Origin of the sequence: Sinomonas humi, assembly GCF_000802235.1 — a bacterium.
GTDB classification, from domain to species: domain Bacteria; phylum Actinomycetota; class Actinomycetes; order Actinomycetales; family Micrococcaceae; genus Sinomonas; species Sinomonas humi.
Map to the genome: position 1 here is coordinate 18,587 of NZ_JTDL01000140.1, position 17,498 is coordinate 36,084.

At 68.1% G+C, this 17,498-nt stretch carries 19 protein-coding genes; 10 read left to right on the top strand and 9 right to left on the bottom strand.

What is annotated here, in order from left to right:
• Positions 1 to 80: 80 nt before the first annotated feature.
• The gene (locus LK10_RS14885) at positions 81 to 1,301 is read left to right on the top strand and encodes a pyridoxal phosphate-dependent aminotransferase (RefSeq protein ID WP_043125272.1); all 1,221 of its coding nucleotides are present in this window, start codon (positions 81 to 83) and stop codon (positions 1,299 to 1,301) included.
• A gap of 18 nt (positions 1,302 to 1,319) precedes the next feature.
• Positions 1,320 to 2,183, top strand: a complete 864-nt coding sequence (locus LK10_RS14890; RefSeq protein WP_043125276.1) for a polyphosphate kinase 2 family protein — start codon at positions 1,320 to 1,322, stop codon at positions 2,181 to 2,183.
• Between the two features lie 8 nt (positions 2,184 to 2,191).
• Here LK10_RS14890 and LK10_RS14895 read toward each other — a convergent pair whose 3' ends face one another.
• Together LK10_RS14895 and xseA are read right to left on the bottom strand one after the other, a co-directional pair.
• On the bottom strand, positions 2,192 to 2,431 hold the full coding sequence (locus LK10_RS14895; protein WP_043125279.1) for an exodeoxyribonuclease VII small subunit: 240 nt from the start codon (positions 2,429 to 2,431) through the stop codon (positions 2,192 to 2,194).
• Positions 2,424 to 3,851 carry an exodeoxyribonuclease VII large subunit gene (gene xseA / locus LK10_RS14900; protein ID WP_231567790.1) on the bottom strand — a complete coding sequence of 476 codons (1,428 nt, stop codon included), beginning with the start codon at positions 3,849 to 3,851 and terminating at the stop codon, positions 2,424 to 2,426. The genes LK10_RS14895 and xseA overlap by 8 nt, the downstream gene beginning before the upstream one ends.
• A 105-nt stretch (positions 3,852 to 3,956) precedes the next feature.
• Here xseA and LK10_RS20990 point away from each other — a divergent pair, with 105 nt between their 5' ends.
• A complete protein-coding gene (locus LK10_RS20990; RefSeq protein WP_052207412.1) occupies positions 3,957 to 4,823 on the top strand; it encodes a hypothetical protein in 867 nt (288 codons plus the stop codon).
• On the top strand, positions 4,820 to 5,905 hold the full coding sequence (locus LK10_RS14910; RefSeq protein WP_043125282.1) for a 4-hydroxy-3-methylbut-2-enyl diphosphate reductase: 1,086 nt from the start codon (positions 4,820 to 4,822) through the stop codon (positions 5,903 to 5,905). Before LK10_RS20990 ends, LK10_RS14910 begins: the two co-directional genes overlap by 4 nt.
• 6 nt (positions 5,906 to 5,911) lie before the next feature.
• Here LK10_RS14910 and rmuC read toward each other — a convergent pair whose 3' ends face one another.
• The gene (gene rmuC, locus LK10_RS14915) at positions 5,912 to 7,123 is read right to left on the bottom strand and encodes a DNA recombination protein RmuC (RefSeq protein ID WP_043125284.1); all 1,212 of its coding nucleotides are present in this window, start codon (positions 7,121 to 7,123) and stop codon (positions 5,912 to 5,914) included.
• Between the two features lie 77 nt (positions 7,124 to 7,200).
• Here rmuC and ychF point away from each other — a divergent pair, with 77 nt between their 5' ends.
• On the top strand, positions 7,201 to 8,310 hold the full coding sequence (gene ychF / locus LK10_RS14920) for a redox-regulated ATPase YchF (RefSeq protein WP_043125286.1): 1,110 nt from the start codon (positions 7,201 to 7,203) through the stop codon (positions 8,308 to 8,310).
• 88 nt (positions 8,311 to 8,398) lie between these two features.
• Positions 8,399 to 9,478, top strand: coding sequence for a DUF3644 domain-containing protein (locus LK10_RS14925; protein ID WP_043125290.1), 1,080 nt, complete (start codon positions 8,399 to 8,401; stop codon positions 9,476 to 9,478).
• Between the two features lie 437 nt (positions 9,479 to 9,915).
• Here the strand turns inward: LK10_RS14925 and LK10_RS22690 are convergent, their stop codons facing one another.
• From LK10_RS22690 to LK10_RS14945, 6 genes are all read right to left on the bottom strand, one after another.
• A complete protein-coding gene (locus LK10_RS22690) occupies positions 9,916 to 10,074 on the bottom strand; it encodes a hypothetical protein (RefSeq protein ID WP_231567799.1) in 159 nt (52 codons plus the stop codon).
• Positions 10,052 to 10,420: a DUF2332 family protein gene (locus tag LK10_RS22875; RefSeq protein ID WP_331377494.1), complete on the bottom strand. Its 369-nt coding sequence runs from the start codon at positions 10,418 to 10,420 to the stop codon at positions 10,052 to 10,054. The genes LK10_RS22690 and LK10_RS22875 overlap by 23 nt, the downstream gene beginning before the upstream one ends.
• On the bottom strand, positions 10,345 to 10,881 hold the full coding sequence (locus tag LK10_RS22880) for a DUF2332 family protein (protein ID WP_269429517.1): 537 nt from the start codon (positions 10,879 to 10,881) through the stop codon (positions 10,345 to 10,347). The genes LK10_RS22875 and LK10_RS22880 overlap by 76 nt, the downstream gene beginning before the upstream one ends.
• A gap of 728 nt (positions 10,882 to 11,609) precedes the next feature.
• Positions 11,610 to 12,965 (bottom strand): dihydrolipoyl dehydrogenase family protein, encoded by a 1,356-nt coding sequence (locus LK10_RS14935; RefSeq protein ID WP_043125295.1) that lies wholly within the window; start codon positions 12,963 to 12,965, stop codon positions 11,610 to 11,612.
• A gap of 134 nt (positions 12,966 to 13,099) precedes the next feature.
• Positions 13,100 to 13,468: a DUF427 domain-containing protein gene (locus LK10_RS14940; RefSeq protein WP_043125297.1), complete on the bottom strand. Its 369-nt coding sequence runs from the start codon at positions 13,466 to 13,468 to the stop codon at positions 13,100 to 13,102.
• Positions 13,469 to 13,621: 153 nt separating this feature from the next.
• The gene (locus LK10_RS14945; RefSeq protein ID WP_052207413.1) at positions 13,622 to 14,290 is read right to left on the bottom strand and encodes a class I SAM-dependent methyltransferase; all 669 of its coding nucleotides are present in this window, start codon (positions 14,288 to 14,290) and stop codon (positions 13,622 to 13,624) included.
• 85 nt (positions 14,291 to 14,375) lie between these two features.
• Here LK10_RS14945 and LK10_RS14950 point away from each other — a divergent pair, with 85 nt between their 5' ends.
• The 4 genes from LK10_RS14950 to LK10_RS14965 all read left to right on the top strand — a co-directional run bounded on the left by LK10_RS14950 (position 14,376) and on the right by LK10_RS14965 (position 17,444).
• Positions 14,376 to 15,734: a dihydrolipoyl dehydrogenase family protein gene (locus LK10_RS14950; protein ID WP_043125299.1), complete on the top strand. Its 1,359-nt coding sequence runs from the start codon at positions 14,376 to 14,378 to the stop codon at positions 15,732 to 15,734.
• Positions 15,735 to 15,847: 113 nt separating this feature from the next.
• Entirely contained in the window at positions 15,848 to 16,306 is a 459-nt protein-coding gene (locus tag LK10_RS14955) for a hypothetical protein (protein WP_231567791.1), read from the top strand.
• Entirely contained in the window at positions 16,303 to 17,094 is a 792-nt protein-coding gene (locus tag LK10_RS14960) for a Crp/Fnr family transcriptional regulator (RefSeq protein WP_231567792.1), read from the top strand. The genes LK10_RS14955 and LK10_RS14960 overlap by 4 nt, the downstream gene beginning before the upstream one ends.
• Before the next feature lie 14 nt (positions 17,095 to 17,108).
• Complete coding sequence (locus tag LK10_RS14965; protein WP_052207415.1) at positions 17,109 to 17,444, top strand: DUF427 domain-containing protein; 336 nt, start codon at positions 17,109 to 17,111, stop codon at positions 17,442 to 17,444.
• Positions 17,445 to 17,498: the final 54 nt, after the last annotated feature.

The window sequence follows — 17,498 nt, forward strand, 5'->3', positions numbered from 1 at the left end:
CTTTTTGGGCAAGGAACCACGCCACAGGGTGTGAGCAGAATCTCGAAAGAGACGCTCACACCCTGTGGCATTCTTAGGGAATGGCCGAGTTCAAGCAGTCTTCCAAGCTCCACAACGTCCTCTACGACATCCGGGGACCGATCTTGGAGGCTGCCCAGCAGATGGAGGCCGAGGGGCACAAGATCCTCAAGCTGAACATCGGCAACCCGGCGCCGTTTGGCTTCGAGGCGCCAGATGCGATCCTCGTGGACATGATCCGGCACCTTCCGCACGCGCAGGGGTACAGCGATTCGCGCGGTATTTTCTCCGCTCGCACCGCTGTGTCGCAGTACTACCAGACGCGTGGGATCCAGAACATCGGCGTCGATGACATCTACCTCGGCAACGGGGTCAGCGAGCTCATTACGCTCTCGCTCATGGCGCTGCTCGAGCAGGGGGACGAGATCCTGGTCCCGAGCCCGGACTACCCGCTCTGGACGGCGTCGGTCTCCCTCGCAGGCGGCCGCGCGGTGCATTACTCGTGCGTCGAGGAGGCTGACTGGGAGCCGGATCTCGAGGACCTCGAGGCCAAGATCACTCCCCGCACCAAAGGCATCGTGGTGATCAACCCGAACAACCCGACGGGTGCCGTGTACTCCGACTCGACTCTGCGGCGGATTGCGGCGTTGGCCGAGCAGCACGGGCTGATCATCTTCGCGGACGAGATCTACGAGAAGATCCTCTACGACGGGAACACCCACACCAACATGGCGGCGTTCACCGACGAGGAAGTGCTGTGCCTGACGTTCAGCGGCCTGTCGAAGGCGTACCGGGTGTGCGGTTACCGGGCGGGCTGGATGGCGATCTCGGGCCCCAAGAAGAGCGCCTCGGACTACCTCGAAGGCATCAACCTGCTCGCGAACATGCGCCTCTGTGCCAACGTGCCAGCGCAGCATGCGATCCAGACGGCCCTCGGCGGCTACCAGAGCATCAATGACCTCATTCTCCCGGGCGGGCGGCTGCTCGAGCAGCGCAACAAGGCGTACGAGATGCTCAATGCGATCCCCGGTGTCTCGACCCGTCAGGCCAAGGGCGCCCTCTACCTGTTCCCCCGGCTCGACCCCGAGGTCTACCCGATCCAGGACGACGAGCGGTTCGTCCTCGATCTACTGCGAGAGCAGAAGATCCTCCTCTCGCACGGACGCGCGTTCAACTGGCACGCGCCGGATCACTTCCGAATGGTCACCCTTCCGGCAGTCGCGGACATCGAGGAGGCCATCGGCCGCATGGGGGACTTCCTCAGCAGGTACGAAGGGAACTGACCCAGCTGGAGGCGGGCAATGGCGCAGAGTTCCGACAGCAACGTCTTCGAGGACAACCCCGAGCACTTGTTCGGAGTGGGGCCGGGGTTCTCGCTCGCAGCGATCGATCCAGCCTCGACGCCAGCCTTCGGCGGCCGGAAGGCGGATGGCAAGGCGGCGCTCTCCGCGAGGAGCCCTCGGCTCGCCCAGCTCCAGGAGCGCCTCTTCGCGGAAGGCCGCTCCGGCCGTCGTCGTTCGCTCCTCCTGGTGCTCGAGGGGATGGACACTTCCGGCAAGGGCGGGATCGTGCGCCACGTGGTGAGCGCGGTTGACGTTCAAGGCGTCCAGCTTGCGTCCTTCGGGCCGCCCAGCGAGGACGAGGAGCGCCACGATTTCCTCTGGCGGGTGGAACGCCAGGTTCCCCGACCGGGCATGATCGGGTGCTTTGACCGTTCGCACTACGAGGACGTGCTCATCCACCGAGTCCACGGTTGGGCTGAGCCGCAGGAACTCGAGCGGAGGTATTCGGCCATCCAGGACTTCGAGTCGAAGCTCCACGAGGACGGGACCCGAGTCCTGAAGATCATGCTGCACATCAGCAAGGACGAGCAGCTACGCAGGCTTTCCGCCCGTCTCGATAACCCAACCAAGCACTGGAAGTACGATCCGGGGGATGTCGACGAGCGTTACCGCTGGGACGACTACATGGCCGCCTACGAGGCCGCGCTCGTCCGCACCAGCACCGCGTACGCGCCCTGGTATGTCGTTCCCGCAGACAACAAGTGGTACTCCCGGCTGGTCGTGCAGGATCTCATGCTCGGTGCGCTCCGGCGGCTGAATCCGCAATGGCCTCCGGCTTCTTTCGACGTCGAGGCCGAGAAACGGCGGTTAGCGGGGAGTTGAGGAATGGCCTACTCGCCTAGGCCCTGACCGCTGGCCTCGGGCTCGCGGCGGGCGGCGTCGAGCCGGCGTCGTGCGCCCTCGAGCCATTCCTCGCACCGCTGCGCGAGCGCCTCGCCCCGTTCCCAGAGGGCCAGCGATTCCTCGAGACTCACACCCCCCGCCTCTAGCTTCGTGACCACCGCGACAAGCTGCTCCCGAGCCTCCTCGTAGCTCAACTCCGCGAAGGCTTCCTGCTGGGCTTCAGTCATGATTGGTTCCTCCGTCGGCGTTGGGAGAGCTCGGCTGATGGGCGGTGCTTGCGCCGGAAGGGCCGAGTTCGCCTTCCGACGTCGCGACTATCGCTCCGCGCGAGAGGCGCACTCTGAGCGGGGTCCCCGCTGGCGCGTCACCCGGCTCACGGATGACCGCAGCGGCGGGCCCGTCGAGCAGTTGCACGACTGAGTAGCCGCGGTCCAGGGTCTGCTGCGGCGAGAGGGCCCTGATTTGGGCGCGGAGGTGGCGGACAGCGTCATGCCCCCGGACGACGGCGCCGCTCACTGCGTGATGGGCGCGGTTGAGGAGTCGCCCTAGATCGTCGTGACGGACCTCGAGCATCTGCTCTGGGCGGGCGAGGACGGGCCGGCTGCGCAGGAGCGTGAGCTGCTGTTCCTCCCGTGCGACGTGCAGGGCGATCTGCCGCTCGAGGCGTTCGCGGCACTGCCGTACGCGCGCAAGCTCCTCAGTGACTTCTGGGACGATGCGCTTTGCCGCGTCGGTGGGGGTGGAGGCCCGAAGGTCAGCTACATCATCGAGGATGGGCCTGTCCGCCTCGTGACCGATCGCGCTCACTACCGGGGTCTGTGCGTGTGCGACGGCGCGGACGAGGCGTTCGTCGCTGAACGGCAGGAGGTCTTCAAGGGATCCGCCTCCGCGAGCAACCACGATGACGTCGACTTCGGGCAGCGAGTCGAGCTCGCGGAGGGCCGAGATGACTTCGGAGACTGCACTGGCCCCCTGAACGGCCACCTCACGGATCTCGAAATGGACGGCAGGCCACCGCAGAGCTGCGTTTCGCAGCACGTCCTTCTTCGCGTCCGAGTCGCGTCCCGTGATGAGACCGATCCGGTGGGGGAGGAGGGGGAGGCGGCGCTTGCGGGATTCCGCGAACAGGCCCTCGGCCCCCAGCGACTGACGCAATCGCTCGATCCGGGCGAGGAGATCGCCAAGGCCGACGGGTCGGATGTCGCGGACCTGCATATTGAGACGCCCGGTCTTGAGCCACATCTCGGGCTTGATGAGAGCCACGACGCGGGAACCCCGTTCGAGCGGCTCCTTGACCCGGGCCATTACCTGTCCCCAAGCGGAGGCAGAGAGCGAGATCTCTGCCTCGACGTCCCGGAGCGTCAGGAACGCATTCGAACCGCGTTGATTCAGCTCGATCACCTGACCCTCGACCCAGACCTGGGGCGAGCGGTCAATATGCTCCTTGAGCTTGCGTGAGAGCAGCGCGAGAGGCCACGGGTTGTCAGGGCTCGTGTCCGCAGCGCGCTCGGGAAGGCTTGGGCGGACCTCGTCCACTTGGCCTCGCGCACCCTCGGCGAGCGCGGACCCGTCCGCCCCTTCGAAGGCCATGGCCTGCATTGGCTCGATCGACTCGGGCATGTCTTCCCCCTCTCGGCGCTCGGTCATGTCCCACAAGTATCACGGGCAGCCGACACTCGTAGGTGGTCCCTCCCCGGAAGTAATGGGCTTCGCCCTCTACGATAGGTGCGTTGCCGCCGACCCCGGGAAGCCATGCGTACCGTCCTCTCCGCACTCTCAGTGCTGCTCGCCGTCGTCCTCACTGCCGTAGCTGTGCCGGCGCTGTGGCTCGACCGGAACCTCGTCGACGAATCGGGATTCGTGTCGCTGCTCTCTCCGATGAGCACCGACAAGCAGCTCCAGTCGACCCTCGTCTCGAACTTGGACACTGCCGTCCTCTCGGACTCGGGCATCCCCTCGGTGCTCCGTCCGGTGGCCCAGCAGGCGGTCCAAGGGCTTGCGACGAATCTCGTTTCGGATCCGGGGTTTCCGCAGGCTTGGAACGACACGCTGCGTGCAAGCCACCAGCTCAACTTCAGCCCCGACAAAGCCTCGGCAAATGCCTTCGAGCTTGAGCTCTCCCCGATGGCCGGACTCATGGCGCGGCGCCTCGGAAGTTCGCTGAACGTGAACATACCCCCTCCGTCGTCGCTTCAGGTTCAGGTGGGAACTGCGCAGCAGAGGTCGTGGCTCACGGGTGCGCAGCGCCTCGCCGCGTTGTCTCTGCCGCTGGCGCTGGGGGCGGTCCTTGCGTTCGCGCTGGGCTTGCTGTGGGCACGACGGCGGGGGGTCGCCTTGGCGTGGGCAGGCATCGGCCTGCTTCTGATTGCCGCGCTATATCAAGGGGCAGTCGGCCTCTTGCCATCCGTGGTCTCTGCCCAGGCGAGTGCGGGATCGATGTCGTCGACGTTTGGAACCCGGGCGGCTGAGCTCGCTGCCGCCAGCTTTGAGACTTGGATCCTCGGCTTGGCGATCTGCGGCGCCGTGTTCCTTGTGCTGGGGGCGGTGCTCGGAGCGCTTCGCCGCAGGCGGAGGGCCCGGACTGAGTCGACTTGGGGACTCGCTAGCATGGATTCATGACCTCTTCGCCCGTCTCCTTGTCCATGCCTACGGTTCCGCGCCGCCGCCGGACGCCTGAGGACGTGGCTGCTGCGGCAGGAGTCGTGGGGGAGAAGCGGGTTCTGCTTGCCGCTCCGCGCGGTTACTGCGCCGGGGTTGACCGTGCTGTCATCGCAGTCGAGAAGGCCCTCGAGCACTACGGGCCGCCGGTCTACGTCCGCAAGCAGATCGTCCACAACCGTCACGTTGTCGAGACGCTCGAAGAGCGGGGTGCCATCTTCGTCGACGAGACGGACGAGGTTCCCGAGGGTTCTCTCGTCGTCTTCTCGGCGCACGGAGTGAGTCCAGCTGTTGTGCGTTCCGCTGAGGAGCGCGGGTTGCGGACCATCGATGCTACCTGCCCTCTCGTCACCAAAGTTCACCGCGAGGCCGTACGGTTCGCGAAGGGTGACTACGAGATCCTCCTCATCGGTCACGTGGGCCACGAAGAGGTCGAGGGCACGTTTGGCGAGGCACCCGACCACACTCAGATCGTGAACTCGCCGGAAGAAGCGGACACGATCGAGGTGCGAGACCCGGACCGACTCATCTGGCTCTCACAGACGACCCTCTCGGTCGACGAGACGATGGAGACCGTGCGCCGTCTGCGTGAGCGTTTCCCGAACCTTCAGGACCCGCCTAGCGACGACATCTGCTACGCGACTTCGAACCGTCAGGCGGCCATCAAGAAGATCGCCCCCCAGGCGGACCTCGTGATCGTGGTGGGCTCGGCGAACTCGTCCAATTCGGTTCGGCTCGTAGAGGTCGCCCTTGAATACGGTGCCAAGGAGGCGCACCGCGTCGACTTCGCCAACGAAGTGGACGAGTCCTGGTTCGAGGGCGTGGCAACGATCGGGGTGACCTCCGGCGCATCTGTGCCCGAAGTGCTTGTCCAGGACGTCCTCCGGCTCGCGGCCGACTACGGGTACGCCGCAGTCGAGGAAGTCGTGACCGCGGAGGAGGACATTCTGTTCTCACTCCCGAAAGAGCTCCGCGCGACCCTCAAGGAAGCAGGCGACGGCAGCCGGGGGCTCGGCGGGCGCGGCCAGCGCCCTATGAGCTAGCGCGGGCTACCCGGCCTGGGAGAGCTCGTCAAGCAGTTCGGTCGCGCTCAGCACCCTCGGTGTGCTCGCGAGCGGAGCAAGCTCCGGAAGCGTCTCCGGGGCGCCTGGATCGAGCGCGCTGATCCTTCGCGCTGTCGGCAGCACCCGCGATTCGAGGGCGCCGACGAAAGCGTTGTAGCGCTCGACAGAGGACTTGAGCGATGTCCCGAGCTTCGCGACATGACCCCCCATCGTGCCCAGCCGGCCGTAGAGCTGCTGCGACAGCTCGAACAGCTCGCGCGCGTTCTCCGTCAGCAGTTCTTGCCTCCACCCGAAAGCGACCCCCTTCAGTAGGGCGATGAGAGTCGCGGGCGAGGCGAGTGCCACGTTCCGGGAAAACGCGTAGTCGAGAAGTCCTGGGTCTTCGATGAGAGCTTCCGCAAGGAAGGACTCGGCTGGGAGGAAGCAGACAACGAGCTCGGGGCTCGCGCCGATCGATTCCCAGTACTTCTTGGTACCGAGCACATCCACATGGGACCGTAGCGCTTTCGCGTGATCGGCGAGGTGCCGCCTCCTCGCCTCGGCTGCCGGAGCACTTGCATCCTGTGCCAGGCCCTGGGCCTTGAGGTAGGCGCCGAGCGGGACCTTGGCGTCGACGATCAGGTGCTTCATGCCCGGAAGATGCACGACGAGGTCGGGGCGGTGGCCACCCGTCTCTCCGGCGGCAGTCACCTGTTCGCTGAAGTCGACCCTTTCGAGCATGCCGGCTGCCTCCACAACCCGCCGGAGCTGCACCTCGCCCCAAGTGCCGCGCGAGGCGTTGTTGGCGAGCGCGGCGTTGAGTGCGTGGGTGGTCTGCAGAAGGGCGGCGTCCGACTCGCGGGCGGACTGCAACTGCTGGGCCAGCTGCCCGTACTGTTCCACGCGGTCCCGTTCGAGCAGCGCCACCTGGCGCTGGACGGCCCCAAGCTTCTCGGCAACCGGTGCAAGGGCACGGAGGACGTTGTTCTCCTGTTCGTCAAGCGTTGTGAGTGCGGCATTCTGCCGGGCGAGCAAGTCCCGCTCCGCGGTTGCGCCGGCCAACTGGGCCTCGAGTTGCGCGAGGTGAGCCTGCAGCGCCGGTGACCCTCCGCCGTCGTGCGCTGCGCGGCGTCGCGCCAATGTATAGCCGCACAACGCGCCGAGGATGAGGGCAAGGAGTGCTACGAGGAGCGTCACGAGTGTCTGGGTACCGTCCATGCGTTCACGATGCCACGGGGCTCCGACATTTCTGGGCCGACATTTCCGAGACATGGCCGCCGGTATGATGGATGACCGTGGCTCTCACTATTGGCATCGTCGGACTCCCCAACGTCGGAAAGTCGACGCTCTTCAACGCGCTGACGCGCAACCAGGTCCTTGCGGCGAACTACCCGTTCGCCACGATCGAGCCGAATGTGGGAGTCGTGAGCCTCCCCGACCCACGCCTCGGGCAGCTTGCCGAGATCTTCAACTCGGAGCGCGTCCTGCCCGCAACCGTCTCCTTCGTCGATATCGCGGGAATCGTCAAGGGGGCGTCCGAGGGGGAGGGCCTCGGCAACCAGTTCCTCGCGAACATCCGCGAGGCGCAGGCCATCGCGCAGGTCGTCCGTGTCTTCGACGATCCCGACGTCGTGCACGTCGAAGGCCGCGTCGACCCGCGATCCGACATCGAGACCATTCACACCGAGCTCATCCTCGCTGACCTCCAGACGATCGAGAAGGCTCTGCCGCGCGTCGAGAAGGAAGTCAAGAACAAGAAGCGCGACGCCGCCGAGCTCGCGGCTCTCCAAGGAGCCCAGAAGGTCCTCGAGCGGGGCGACACCATCATTTCCTCCGTCCAGAGTGACAAGCTCGACATGGACGCACTCAAGGAGCTGAACCTTCTCACTGCCAAGCCTTTCATCTACGTCTTCAACGCGGATGAGGGTGTGCTCGGCGACCCCGAGAAGCAGGCCGAACTCCGTGAGCTCGTCGCGCCAGCCGACTGCGTCTTCCTGGACGCGAAGCTCGAGGCCGATCTCGTCGAGCTTTCCGAAGAGGAGGCCCGCGAGATGCTCGAGATGAACGGGCAGGACGAGTCCGGCCTCGACCAGCTCGCTCGCGTCGGCTTCCACACCCTCGGGCTGCAGACCTACCTCACCGCGGGGCCCAAGGAAGCGCGCGCTTGGACGATTCACCGCGGCGACACTGCGCCACAGGCGGCCGGCGTCATCCACTCCGACTTCCAGCGGGGCTTCATCAAGGCGGAGGTCGTGCACTTCGAGGACCTCATCAGTGCGGGCTCGATGAACGAGGCTAAGGCCCGCGGCAAGGTCCGCATCGAGGGCAAGGACTACGTGATGTCCGACGGCGACGTGGTGGAGTTCCGGCACGGAATAACCTCTGCTGCCCAGGGCAAGAAGTAGCGCTCCGTGGCTTCCCAGGCTGACACTCGAGAGGCACTGGTCGCCTTGCCATGACCCTGCGCCACCGACGGTACAGCAGGGTCAGCCGATGACCGCGAGAAAGACCAAGCAGTACGTCGCGGCTGCAGTGGAATCGCTGACGCTCGCCATCGAGCTGTTCAACAGGCCGAGCCCGACCGGGCGAGAGCATGCGACTGTGATGATGGCGGCGCACGCCTTCGAGATGCTCCTCAAGGCTGCCATCTACGAGCAGCGTGGCAAGGTCAATTTCTCCGGCAGCGACCGCTCGTTCGACTTGGGCAAGTGCGTCTCGGTCTCCGAGACTGCGCTGGGCGTCATCGACGAGGGGGATCGCGTCGTGCTACTCGCCCTCAAGGAAGACCGAGATGCGGCAACGCATGATGTGATCGCGATGAGCGACGACGTGCTTTGGCTCCATCTCCGTTCTGCGGTGACCATCTTCAGGAAGGTGCTCCTCGCGCTGACTGGGCAGGACCTCACCGACGTAATGCCAGGGCGTGTCCTGCCCGTCTCGGCAAGCCCTCCTACCGACGTCAGCCTGGTCGTGGGGAAGGAGGTCGAGCACATCGCCGAACTGCTACGCCCGGGAAGGCGCCAGACCGCGGAGGCACGTGCGCGACTCCTTCCACTCATGTCCTTGGACCGCGCCGCGCGGGGCGAGACAGAGCCGCCGAGCGAGGCGGAGATCGGTCGTGCGATGCGCGCGGTTAAGGAGAAGAAGGAATTGGCCGCGGTGTTCCCGGGCGTGGTGGGGCTCCAGCTCGTCGGTGGTCCGAGGCCCTCGGACCAAGTCCAAGAGATCAGCCTGAAGATCGACCCGAAGCGTGGCGAGCTGGCAGTCCGTCTGGCCCGAGGCGACGAGGAGGCAGTCGCCTACCGCGAAGTCGACACCTTTGACCGCTTCTCGCTCAAGCTCAGCAAAATGGGGGAGAAGCTCGGCCTGACCCGGCACCAGGGCCTCGCGGTTATTCACGAGCTTGGCCTCAAATCAGATTTGGCGTGTTTCAGGGAGCGTCGCACTCCGAACGGGAGCATCCAGTTCCAAGGCCTGAGTAATGTGGCGTTGGAGCGCGCGAGGAAGGCGCTGGCCGATGGATTGGATGTCGACGCCGCCGTCTCTGCCTACAACGCCAGGAACAAGCCGTAGCGCGCACATTACAGGCACACCGTGCAGGACTCGGGTTGGGCCGACACTCAGCTCTTCTAGGCAGCGGGGGCAGCGGTCTCGTTGACATCACCTAGATGAGACGAGACGGGTTCACGGCCGACGCGCCCGAGAACAGGTCTCGGAATGCTGTCTCCAAAGTCTCCGGCTCAAGTGGGAGCTTACGAGACCCGGCGCGCGCCGCTCCATACGTTGGACAGGAACTCAACCATGGGGTTCCATCGATGCCTTCGCCACGGGTCAGGGGCGCTCGACGGCGTCTGTGCCTTGTCGAGCCATTCCACCGGCTCGCTGCCCAAGCCAGCGGCGACGGCAGTCACCGTGACGCGTCAAGACGTGAGCTCCGAGGTCACCCGGAACCGAGGTAGGGCGTCCCCGATAGCTGCCCATGCCATCGAGGGGTCATTCGGGTAGGCGAGTCAGAGGCGTTCGTAGCTCTGCCCATGGGGACCGACGAGTGCTCGCGGCACGCCGTCCACCGCGACGACGGTCTTCCCGTTCGCGGGCCTGGTGAGCTGTTCAGCAACGGAAGGGATGACATGCTCACCCTCGTTGCTAATCCACGTCACGTCCGGCATGGAGCGCATGAGCTCGACAAACTGTGAGCGATGGCCTGGGTCGAGGTAGACCAAGGACGGCGCTGTGGAAGACGACGATCCTCGAGCCGCGTGGCGCTTGGCCAACCAACGAGGGAATGGTCTCGAGCAGGTCCCCGCCCAGCAGTGTCGGCGGCTCTGCCGCGGCGATGGCGACGGCGGCGCTGAGTCTGGTGCGTCGCGCCTCGTGTTCGGGCCAGACAAGCGCTTCCAGCCACTCGACCTGGGACGGGTCACCGGCGTCGAGTGGGTTCAGGTCGACGCCTGAGCGGGAGACGACCTCGGGCAGCCGGCACGGGACGCTCCCCTGGTCGATACGGCAGGGCAGCTCGAAGCGCTCGGCCCCTCGGACGGATCGAGCGAGACGATGCCGCCCCCGGTGTCATAGCGGTAGCTGTACCTGTCGGGATATAGACACAGGCCAGCCGAGGCCCCTGCCTCGATCAGCGCCAGCGGCCCATCAAGCTCGCTCAGCACCGGCAGCAGCACTGCGCACCGGCCGGCCTCGTTGGTCTGCGTGGACCGTTCCCGGATAACAGGCTCCACCTCTGCCCAGTGCCGGACGAGCCAGGAGCGGAAACCGGCAGAGGGACCTACCGGCGCACCCCTGAGCCGTGCGGCTGCGAAGACGAGGTTCGGCTGGCGCTTGTGCCGCGGCAGGGACTCGATCAGCCCCAGGACCTCGGGGTCCTCGGCGATAGAGGCCGCCCAATCGAAATAGACGGGCGAGACGCCACGTGCCTCGACATTCGCGAAGCTGCGGTAGATCTCCGAGGTCGCACTCTGCATGGACCTCAACCTATGCCACTCGCTCGTTCCATTGTGCCTGCGGAGCGCCAGATCCACACGAAGATCGACTACCGCCTGAGATCTTCGCGTCCTTGAGGGCCAAGGGGCCGTTTCCGACAGTGGCTAGTCGGCAGCACGCCAGTGATCTGGGATTCCCTTGTTCGTGTTCCTCACCCTCGCGACAAGTGGACGATGCCCGAGTCGCTTGGCGTCGTCAATTGCTTGCTTCTGGGTTTGATACGTCCTACCGGTGACGCTTCCACTATGCACGTACTCAAGTGCGTACCCGGTAATGGGAGCTGAACTGCTCTGCGGCAGCGGCTCGACGTAGACATTGGCCATGGCAACTTTCCCTCCCCTTGGAAACACCCCTGTCAGATGCCAGAGAACTCTTTACCATGGAAGCGATCTACCGCGGAAGAGTTCGCACGCAACGCTTTCACTTTCCTGAAGTTAGGTGCCGATTCCCCGAGATCGGCGATAGCTCACACACCCCAAGAAGGATCTGCCCGGGCGACCTCAAGGGACGAGCTGACGGAGCGAACGAGGATGGCCCACAGGGCGATGTCGAGCGCCTGTCCGGGCATGCCGCCGCGCTGGACCCAGAGGGCAACGGCGATGCCGAGGATGCACAGGGCGTAGAAGTGGATCGCGAGTGGGCCTAGCCTGATCGCATTGACCGTCGGTGAGGGGAGGTAGGCGGGCAGGGCGAGCGGGGGGGCCGGTGGTCATGGGAGCTGTCCGAGGGCGTCCTCGACGGCCCTGTGGAAGGTGGGGTAGGCGTAGATCATCTTGCGCAGGCGGTGGATGGGGGTGCGCTCGTGGACGGCGAGGGTGAGCATGGAGAGGACCTCGCCGCCGGTGGGGCCGGCCGAGGTGGCCCCGACGAGGATGCCGCGGCCGGTGTCGGCGACGAGCTTGATCAGGCCTTGGTTGCCGGCCTTGTGGATCCACCCACGCGCGGAGGAGGGGATCTGCGCGATCGCGGTGGCGACGGGGAGGTCCTTCTCGCGGGCCTGCCGTTCGGTGAGGCCGACGGCGCCGACTTCGGGGTCGGTGAAGGTTACCCGGGGCACGGCGTGGTACTCGGCCCCGGTCGTGGGCTCGCCGAGGATGTGGTCTGCGGCGATCCGGGCCTGGTACATGGACATGTGGGTGAAGGCGCCATGGCCGGTGATGTCCCCGATGGCGTAGACGCCCTCGGCGATGCGCAGGTGCCCGTCGGTGGGGACGGTGCGGGCGCCCGTGTCGAGGCCGAGTGAGCCCAGTCCGAGGGCGGCGAGGTCGGTGCGGCGGCCCGTGGCGACCAGCAGCCGCTGGCCGGTGTACGTCCTGCCCCCGGCCGTGACAGTGAAGGCCGTCCCGTCGTGGTCGATCCGCTCGGCCCTGGTGCCGGTGCGGACGCCGATCCCCTCGGCGGTGAGCACGTCCTGGACGAGCTGGCCGGCCTCGGGCTCTTCGAGGGGCAGGAGTGCCTCGAGGGCTTCGAGGACCTCGACGCGGGTGCCGAAGCGGGCGAAGGCCTGGGCGAGCTCGAGGCCGATGGGCCCGCCGCCGAGGACGACCAGGGATTCGGGGGCTTCGGTGGCGGCGATGGCCTCGCGGTTGGTCCAGTACAGGGTGCCGGCCAGGCCGGGGATGGGCGGGACGGCGGGTTCGGTGCCGGTGTTGAGCAGGATCGCCCGGGCAGCCTCGAAGTCCTGCCCGTCGACGCTGACGGTTCGGGGGCCGGTGATGCGGGCGGTGCCGCGGATGAAGCGGCCGCCGGCCTTCTCGAAGCGTTCGACGGCGACGGTGTCGTCCCAGTCGTCGGTGGCCTCGTCGCGGATGCGGCGGGCGACGGGGGCGAAGTCCGGGGCGACCTGGACGGTGCCGGCCAGCTCGGGAACGCGGCGCGCCTCGGCGAGGGAGTCGGCGGCGCGGATCATCATCTTGGACGGGATGCACCCGTAGTAGGGGCACTCGCCTCCGACGAGGTTCTTCTCGATCCCGACCACCGACAGTCCCGCCTGTGCCAGCCGGGCCGCCGCGGCCTCCCCGCCCGGGCCCATGCCGATGACGATGACGTCTGCCTGCTCTGCCATGCTCCGATTCCTCTCCCGTGCGCTGTGCGGCCCTGCCGCGCGTGTGTTCCTGTTCCTCTGGACCGTCCCGGATTCGCCTCCGAGGGGCCTCCGTGTCCGGGTTGCCGCCGCGTTGGTGCCCGCCCCGGGTGTCCTCAGCCTCGGCCGAGGATCCTGGCGAGGATGCCCTTCGCCGGGCCGGGAACCGCGTCCGGCCCGTCGGCCTCCACCACGCGCACGCCCTTCCAGAAGGCGATATGGCCCCTGATCTGGGCGGCGGCGGGGCTGGGGTCGGGGTAGTACCAGGCCGCGTCGCGGTTCGTCTTCCCCTCGGCCTCGACGGTGTAGTAGCTGGCGGTGCCCTTCCAGGGACAGACGCTGGTGTGGGGGCTGGGGCGGAGGAACTCGGTGTTGACCGACTCGGGCGGGAAGTACTGGTTCCCCTCGACCTGGACCGTGCGGTCGGATTCGGCCAGCACCGTGCCGTTCCAGACCGCCCGGTAGGTCCTGCGTGGTGCGGACATCGCCTCTGCCTGCCTTCCTTGGATCGTGCCGGGAGTCTCTCGGCTCCCCTCCCTGGGAAACCTAGCCCCTGGGCGCGGGCCGTTCTGTGATCTGCATTGCAGAGTCCTCGCCGGTGCCGTGATGGGGTGGCAGGGAGCTGCCGCCGCCCTCGGTCAGCGCGTGGTCGGTCCACGGGGCGGCGCGGTGCTGTTCGGGGTTCCGGTGCGGACTTGGATGTGTCCTCCGCGCAGGGAGGAGGCGTGGGTGTCCCGTGAGTCGTGTTCGAGGAGGGTCCAGGGGTGGGCGGAGGGGTCGGAGCCGCCGAGGCGGCAGGCGAGGGCCGCCAGCGGTGCCAGGGCCGCGGCGGCGCCGGTGGGCAGCTGCATGTCCACGACCGAGACTCTGGTCCCCGGTCCGCACAGGGCCACGATCCTTTCCCAGGCTGCTGCCGGGGAACGGGCCACGGAGAGCACGTAGGTGGCCAGGACAGCGTCAACATCCGGCGCGGCCTCGTGGACGAGGCCGGCGAGGGCGGCCGGGCCGACGGCGGTGAGGTCGGCGTGGACGAGGTGGATGTTCGTCCAACCATTCCGGCGGATCCGGTGGCGGGCCCGGCCGAGCATCGCGGGGCTGGCGTCGATGCCCACGATCCGCCCGGACGGGCCGACCGCGGCTTCGAGGTGCACGAAGTTCAAACCCGTCCCGCAGCCGGCGTCCACGACCGTCTGCCCGGGTCGCAGGCCCAGGCCGGCGATGCCGGCCAGGCGCCCGGGCCGGTAGACGGGCTCGCAGGCGAACAGGTCGTAGACAGGAGCGAAGGACTGGTAGCGGTCGGCGGCCACCGGGCCATCGTTGCATCCCTGTGCCATCGTGGGCAGGGCACAGGCAGGATGTGCGGGGCGGAAACGCTCGATGAGGAGGGACGGGATGGCTGATTTCGATCTGGTCGTCGTCGGCGGTGGCTCGGCCGGGCTGGTCGGTGCGCAGACCGCGGCCGGGCTGGGCGCCAGGGTGGCCCTGGTCGAGGAGGCACGTACCGGCGGAGAGTGCCTCTACACCGGGTGCGTGCCCTCCAAGGCCCTCATCGCGGCGGCCCGCGACGGGGCCGGCTTCGAGGAGGCGATGGCCCGGGTGAGGGCCGCGGTCGCCGCGATCGCCCCGCACGACTCCCCGCAGGCGCTGGAGTCCGCCGGGGTGCGTGTGCTGCACGGGCGCGCCGTCCTGGACCCGCACGGGGGCGTGCGGGTGGACGGGCACCCCGTGCCGTCCCGGTCGGTGCTGCTGGCCACCGGGGCCTCCCCGGCCGTTCCTGCCCTGGCGGGACTGGAGCCCGCCGAGGTCCTCACGAGCGAGACGGTCTGGTCCCTCGACCGGCTCCCGGACAGGCTCGCCGTCGTCGGCGGCGGCCCGGTGGGGTGCGAGCTCGCCCAGGCCTTCGCCCGCCTCGGCGCCGAGGTCACGGTCGTCGCCTCCTCGCCCAGGCTGCTGCCCGGGGAGGACCCCCACGCCTCCGCCCTCGTCCGGACGGCGCTGGAGGCCGACGGGGTGCGCGTGATCACCGGCAACGGCGCCATGGCCGCCGCCCGCACCGGCGCGGGCGGCTCACTGCTCACCGCCCACGGCGAACGCGTGCCCTTCACCCGTCTGCTCGCCGCGACGGGCAAGGACCCCCGCACCCACGGCATGGGCCTGGCAGAGGCAGGCATCCGCCTCGACGACAAGGGCCACATCCTCACCGACACGTCCCTGCGGACCGCCAGCCCCCGGGTGTGGGCGGCCGGGGACGCCACCGCCAGGAGCCATCACACCCACACCGCCGGCGTCCACGCCGCGATCGCCGCAGCCAACGCCGTGCTGGGCACCCGCCGCCGCGTCAGCCCCGTCGCCGCGCCGCGCGTGACCTTCACGATGCCCGAGGTCGCCGCGGTCGGCCAGCCCACCGCCCCCGGTGCCCCGCGCATCGTCACCGTCCCGCACACGCGCGTGGACCGCGCCATCGCCGACGCCGACCCGGACGGGTTCACCCGGATCGCCGTCGACCGGCGGGGGCGGATCGTGGGCGGGACCGTCGTCGGGCCCCGGGCCGGGGAGACCCTCGGCGAGCTGTCCCTGGCCGTGCACGCCCGGCTGAAGGCCGCGGAGCTGGCCGGCGCCGTGCACGCCTACCCCACCCACAGCGACGGCCTCTGGGCCGCAGCCATCCAGGAACAGCTGCGGCCACTGGCCTCCCCGCTGCCGCGGGCCGCGCTCCGGCTCCTGCTGGCCCTGCGGAGGGCACTGCGGTGAAGGGAGCCCCACGGCTGCTCCCCGGTGTGTGCACTGGTTCACAGAACACCTCCGCCAGCGTGCGTAGCGTCAGGGCTGTCAGCACAACCTTGACCCGAAAGGCGGTCCTTGAAATGTCCGCAGCGCAGCCTGTTCCGCACGCAGCCTCCCACACCCGCACAGCCTTGGGCCGCAGGGCAGCCGCCGGGGCCCTCGGGGGCCTGGCCGGCGGGGTGGTGTTCGGCATGCTCATGGCCATGATGGGCATGCTCACCACCATCGCCTCCATGGTCGGGTCCCACTCCGCGTGGGTCGGATTCGGCGTCCACCTGATGATCTCGGTCGTCTACGGCCTGGTCCTGACCCTGTTCTTCGGCCGCTTCCTGCACTCGTACGGCAGGGGCAGCCTCACGGGCCTGGTCTACGGGGTGGTCCTGTGGATCATCGGCCCGCTGCTGGCGATGCCGGTGATGCTCGGGATGCCTGTCCTCGCCCTGAACGCGACGGCTATGCTCTCGCTCATGGGACACCTCGTCTACGGGATCATCCTGGCCCTGGTCGCCGTGGCGGTGGTGCGGAAGGCGCACGCGTGAACGAGGAATGCGGCGACGAGGTCGCCTCCGGGGCCGCCAGGGCCGTGCCCTGGTCCCCGCAGGCGCGCGAGAGCGACCCGCTGGACGCCCTCCTGGCCGACGGCGGGGCGTTCGCGTGCCTGAACGAGGTCGACCTCTTCGTCGACCTGTCCGCAGCGGAGATCCGCGAGATGGACATGATGGCCCCCGCGAGGCTGTTCCGCCGCGGCGAGCTGCTCTACAGCCAGGCCCAGCCCGTCAAGGCCCTGTTCATCCTCAAGACCGGCCGGGTGCGCGTCTTCCGGGTGACCGAGGACGGCAAGGCCCTGACCATGGCCATCCTGGAGCCCGGCGCCGTGTTCGGCGAGATGGTCCTGGTCGGCCAGCGCATGTACGACAGCTACGCCGAGGCCATCGAGGACGCCATGGTCTGCCAGCTCGGCGTGGACGACGTCGAGCGGTTCCTGCTCTCGGACCCGCGCATCGCCGTGCGCATCTCCCGGCTCCTGGGCGAACGCGTCGCCGAGCTCGAAGGCCGCCTGTCCGACCTGGCACTGCGGCCGCTGCCGGCCCGGGTCGCCTCCACCCTCCTCGGCATGGCCCAATGGCCCTCCTCGTCCCGGTTCGGGCGCGCCCCCACGATCAGGCTCACCCACGAGCAGGTCGCAGGGCTGCTGGGGGCCACCCGCGAGGCCACCAGCAAGATCCTCTCCGAGTTCGCCTCCCGCGGCCTGATCCGCCAGGGCCGCGGACGCATCACCCTCACCGACCCCGCCCGCCTCAGGGCCATCGCCCGCGGCACCGCATGAGAGGAGAGGACGCCATGGCACCCGCCGCCCACGGACCCGGCGCTCACCCCACCGTCACCGCCTGGTACGGGGACACCTGCCTCGCCCGCTCCGAGCAGACCGTCTACCTGGAGGGCAACCACTACTTCCCTCCCGACTCGATCCGGCCCGGCACCCTCGCCGGCAGCTGGCTGCGGACCCTGTGCCCCTGGAAGGGCATCGCCCGCTACCACCACGCCGAGGTCGACGGCATCAGTGTCCGCAACGCGGCATGGTCCTACCCCCGCCCGTCCCCGCTGGCACGCCGGATCAAGGGCATGGTCGCCTTCGAGCAGGGCACCGGCATCACCATTCGGGAAGGGCACCGATGAGGGGACCGCAGCCCGGCGCCCTCCCGGACCACGACTGGACTACGACCTGGTTAG

What these genes read in the sequence shown, in the direction of transcription:
- LK10_RS14885 (WP_043125272.1), top strand. Translation starts at nt 81, where the DNA reads ATGGCCGAGTTCAAGCAGTCTTCCAAGCTCCACAACGTCCTCTACGAC.
- LK10_RS14890 (WP_043125276.1), top strand. Translation starts at nt 1,320, where the DNA reads ATGGCGCAGAGTTCCGACAGCAACGTCTTCGAGGACAACCCCGAGCAC.
- LK10_RS14895 (WP_043125279.1), bottom strand. Translation starts at nt 2,431, where the DNA reads ATGACTGAAGCCCAGCAGGAAGCCTTCGCGGAGTTGAGCTACGAGGAG.
- xseA (WP_231567790.1), bottom strand. Translation starts at nt 3,851, where the DNA reads ATGACCGAGCGCCGAGAGGGGGAAGACATGCCCGAGTCGATCGAGCCA.
- LK10_RS20990 (WP_052207412.1), top strand. Translation starts at nt 3,957, where the DNA reads ATGCGTACCGTCCTCTCCGCACTCTCAGTGCTGCTCGCCGTCGTCCTC.
- LK10_RS14910 (WP_043125282.1), top strand. Translation starts at nt 4,820, where the DNA reads ATGACCTCTTCGCCCGTCTCCTTGTCCATGCCTACGGTTCCGCGCCGC.
- rmuC (WP_043125284.1), bottom strand. Translation starts at nt 7,123, where the DNA reads ATGGACGGTACCCAGACACTCGTGACGCTCCTCGTAGCACTCCTTGCC.
- LK10_RS14925 (WP_043125290.1), top strand. Translation starts at nt 8,399, where the DNA reads ATGACCGCGAGAAAGACCAAGCAGTACGTCGCGGCTGCAGTGGAATCG.
- LK10_RS22690 (WP_231567799.1), bottom strand. Translation starts at nt 10,074, where the DNA reads ATGCCGGACGTGACGTGGATTAGCAACGAGGGTGAGCATGTCATCCCT.
- LK10_RS22880 (WP_269429517.1), bottom strand. Translation starts at nt 10,881, where the DNA reads ATGCAGAGTGCGACCTCGGAGATCTACCGCAGCTTCGCGAATGTCGAG.
- LK10_RS14935 (WP_043125295.1), bottom strand. Translation starts at nt 12,965, where the DNA reads ATGGCAGAGCAGGCAGACGTCATCGTCATCGGCATGGGCCCGGGCGGG.
- LK10_RS14940 (WP_043125297.1), bottom strand. Translation starts at nt 13,468, where the DNA reads ATGTCCGCACCACGCAGGACCTACCGGGCGGTCTGGAACGGCACGGTG.
- LK10_RS14950 (WP_043125299.1), top strand. Translation starts at nt 14,376, where the DNA reads ATGGCTGATTTCGATCTGGTCGTCGTCGGCGGTGGCTCGGCCGGGCTG.
- LK10_RS14955 (WP_231567791.1), top strand. Translation starts at nt 15,848, where the DNA reads ATGTCCGCAGCGCAGCCTGTTCCGCACGCAGCCTCCCACACCCGCACA.
- LK10_RS14965 (WP_052207415.1), top strand. Translation starts at nt 17,109, where the DNA reads ATGGCACCCGCCGCCCACGGACCCGGCGCTCACCCCACCGTCACCGCC.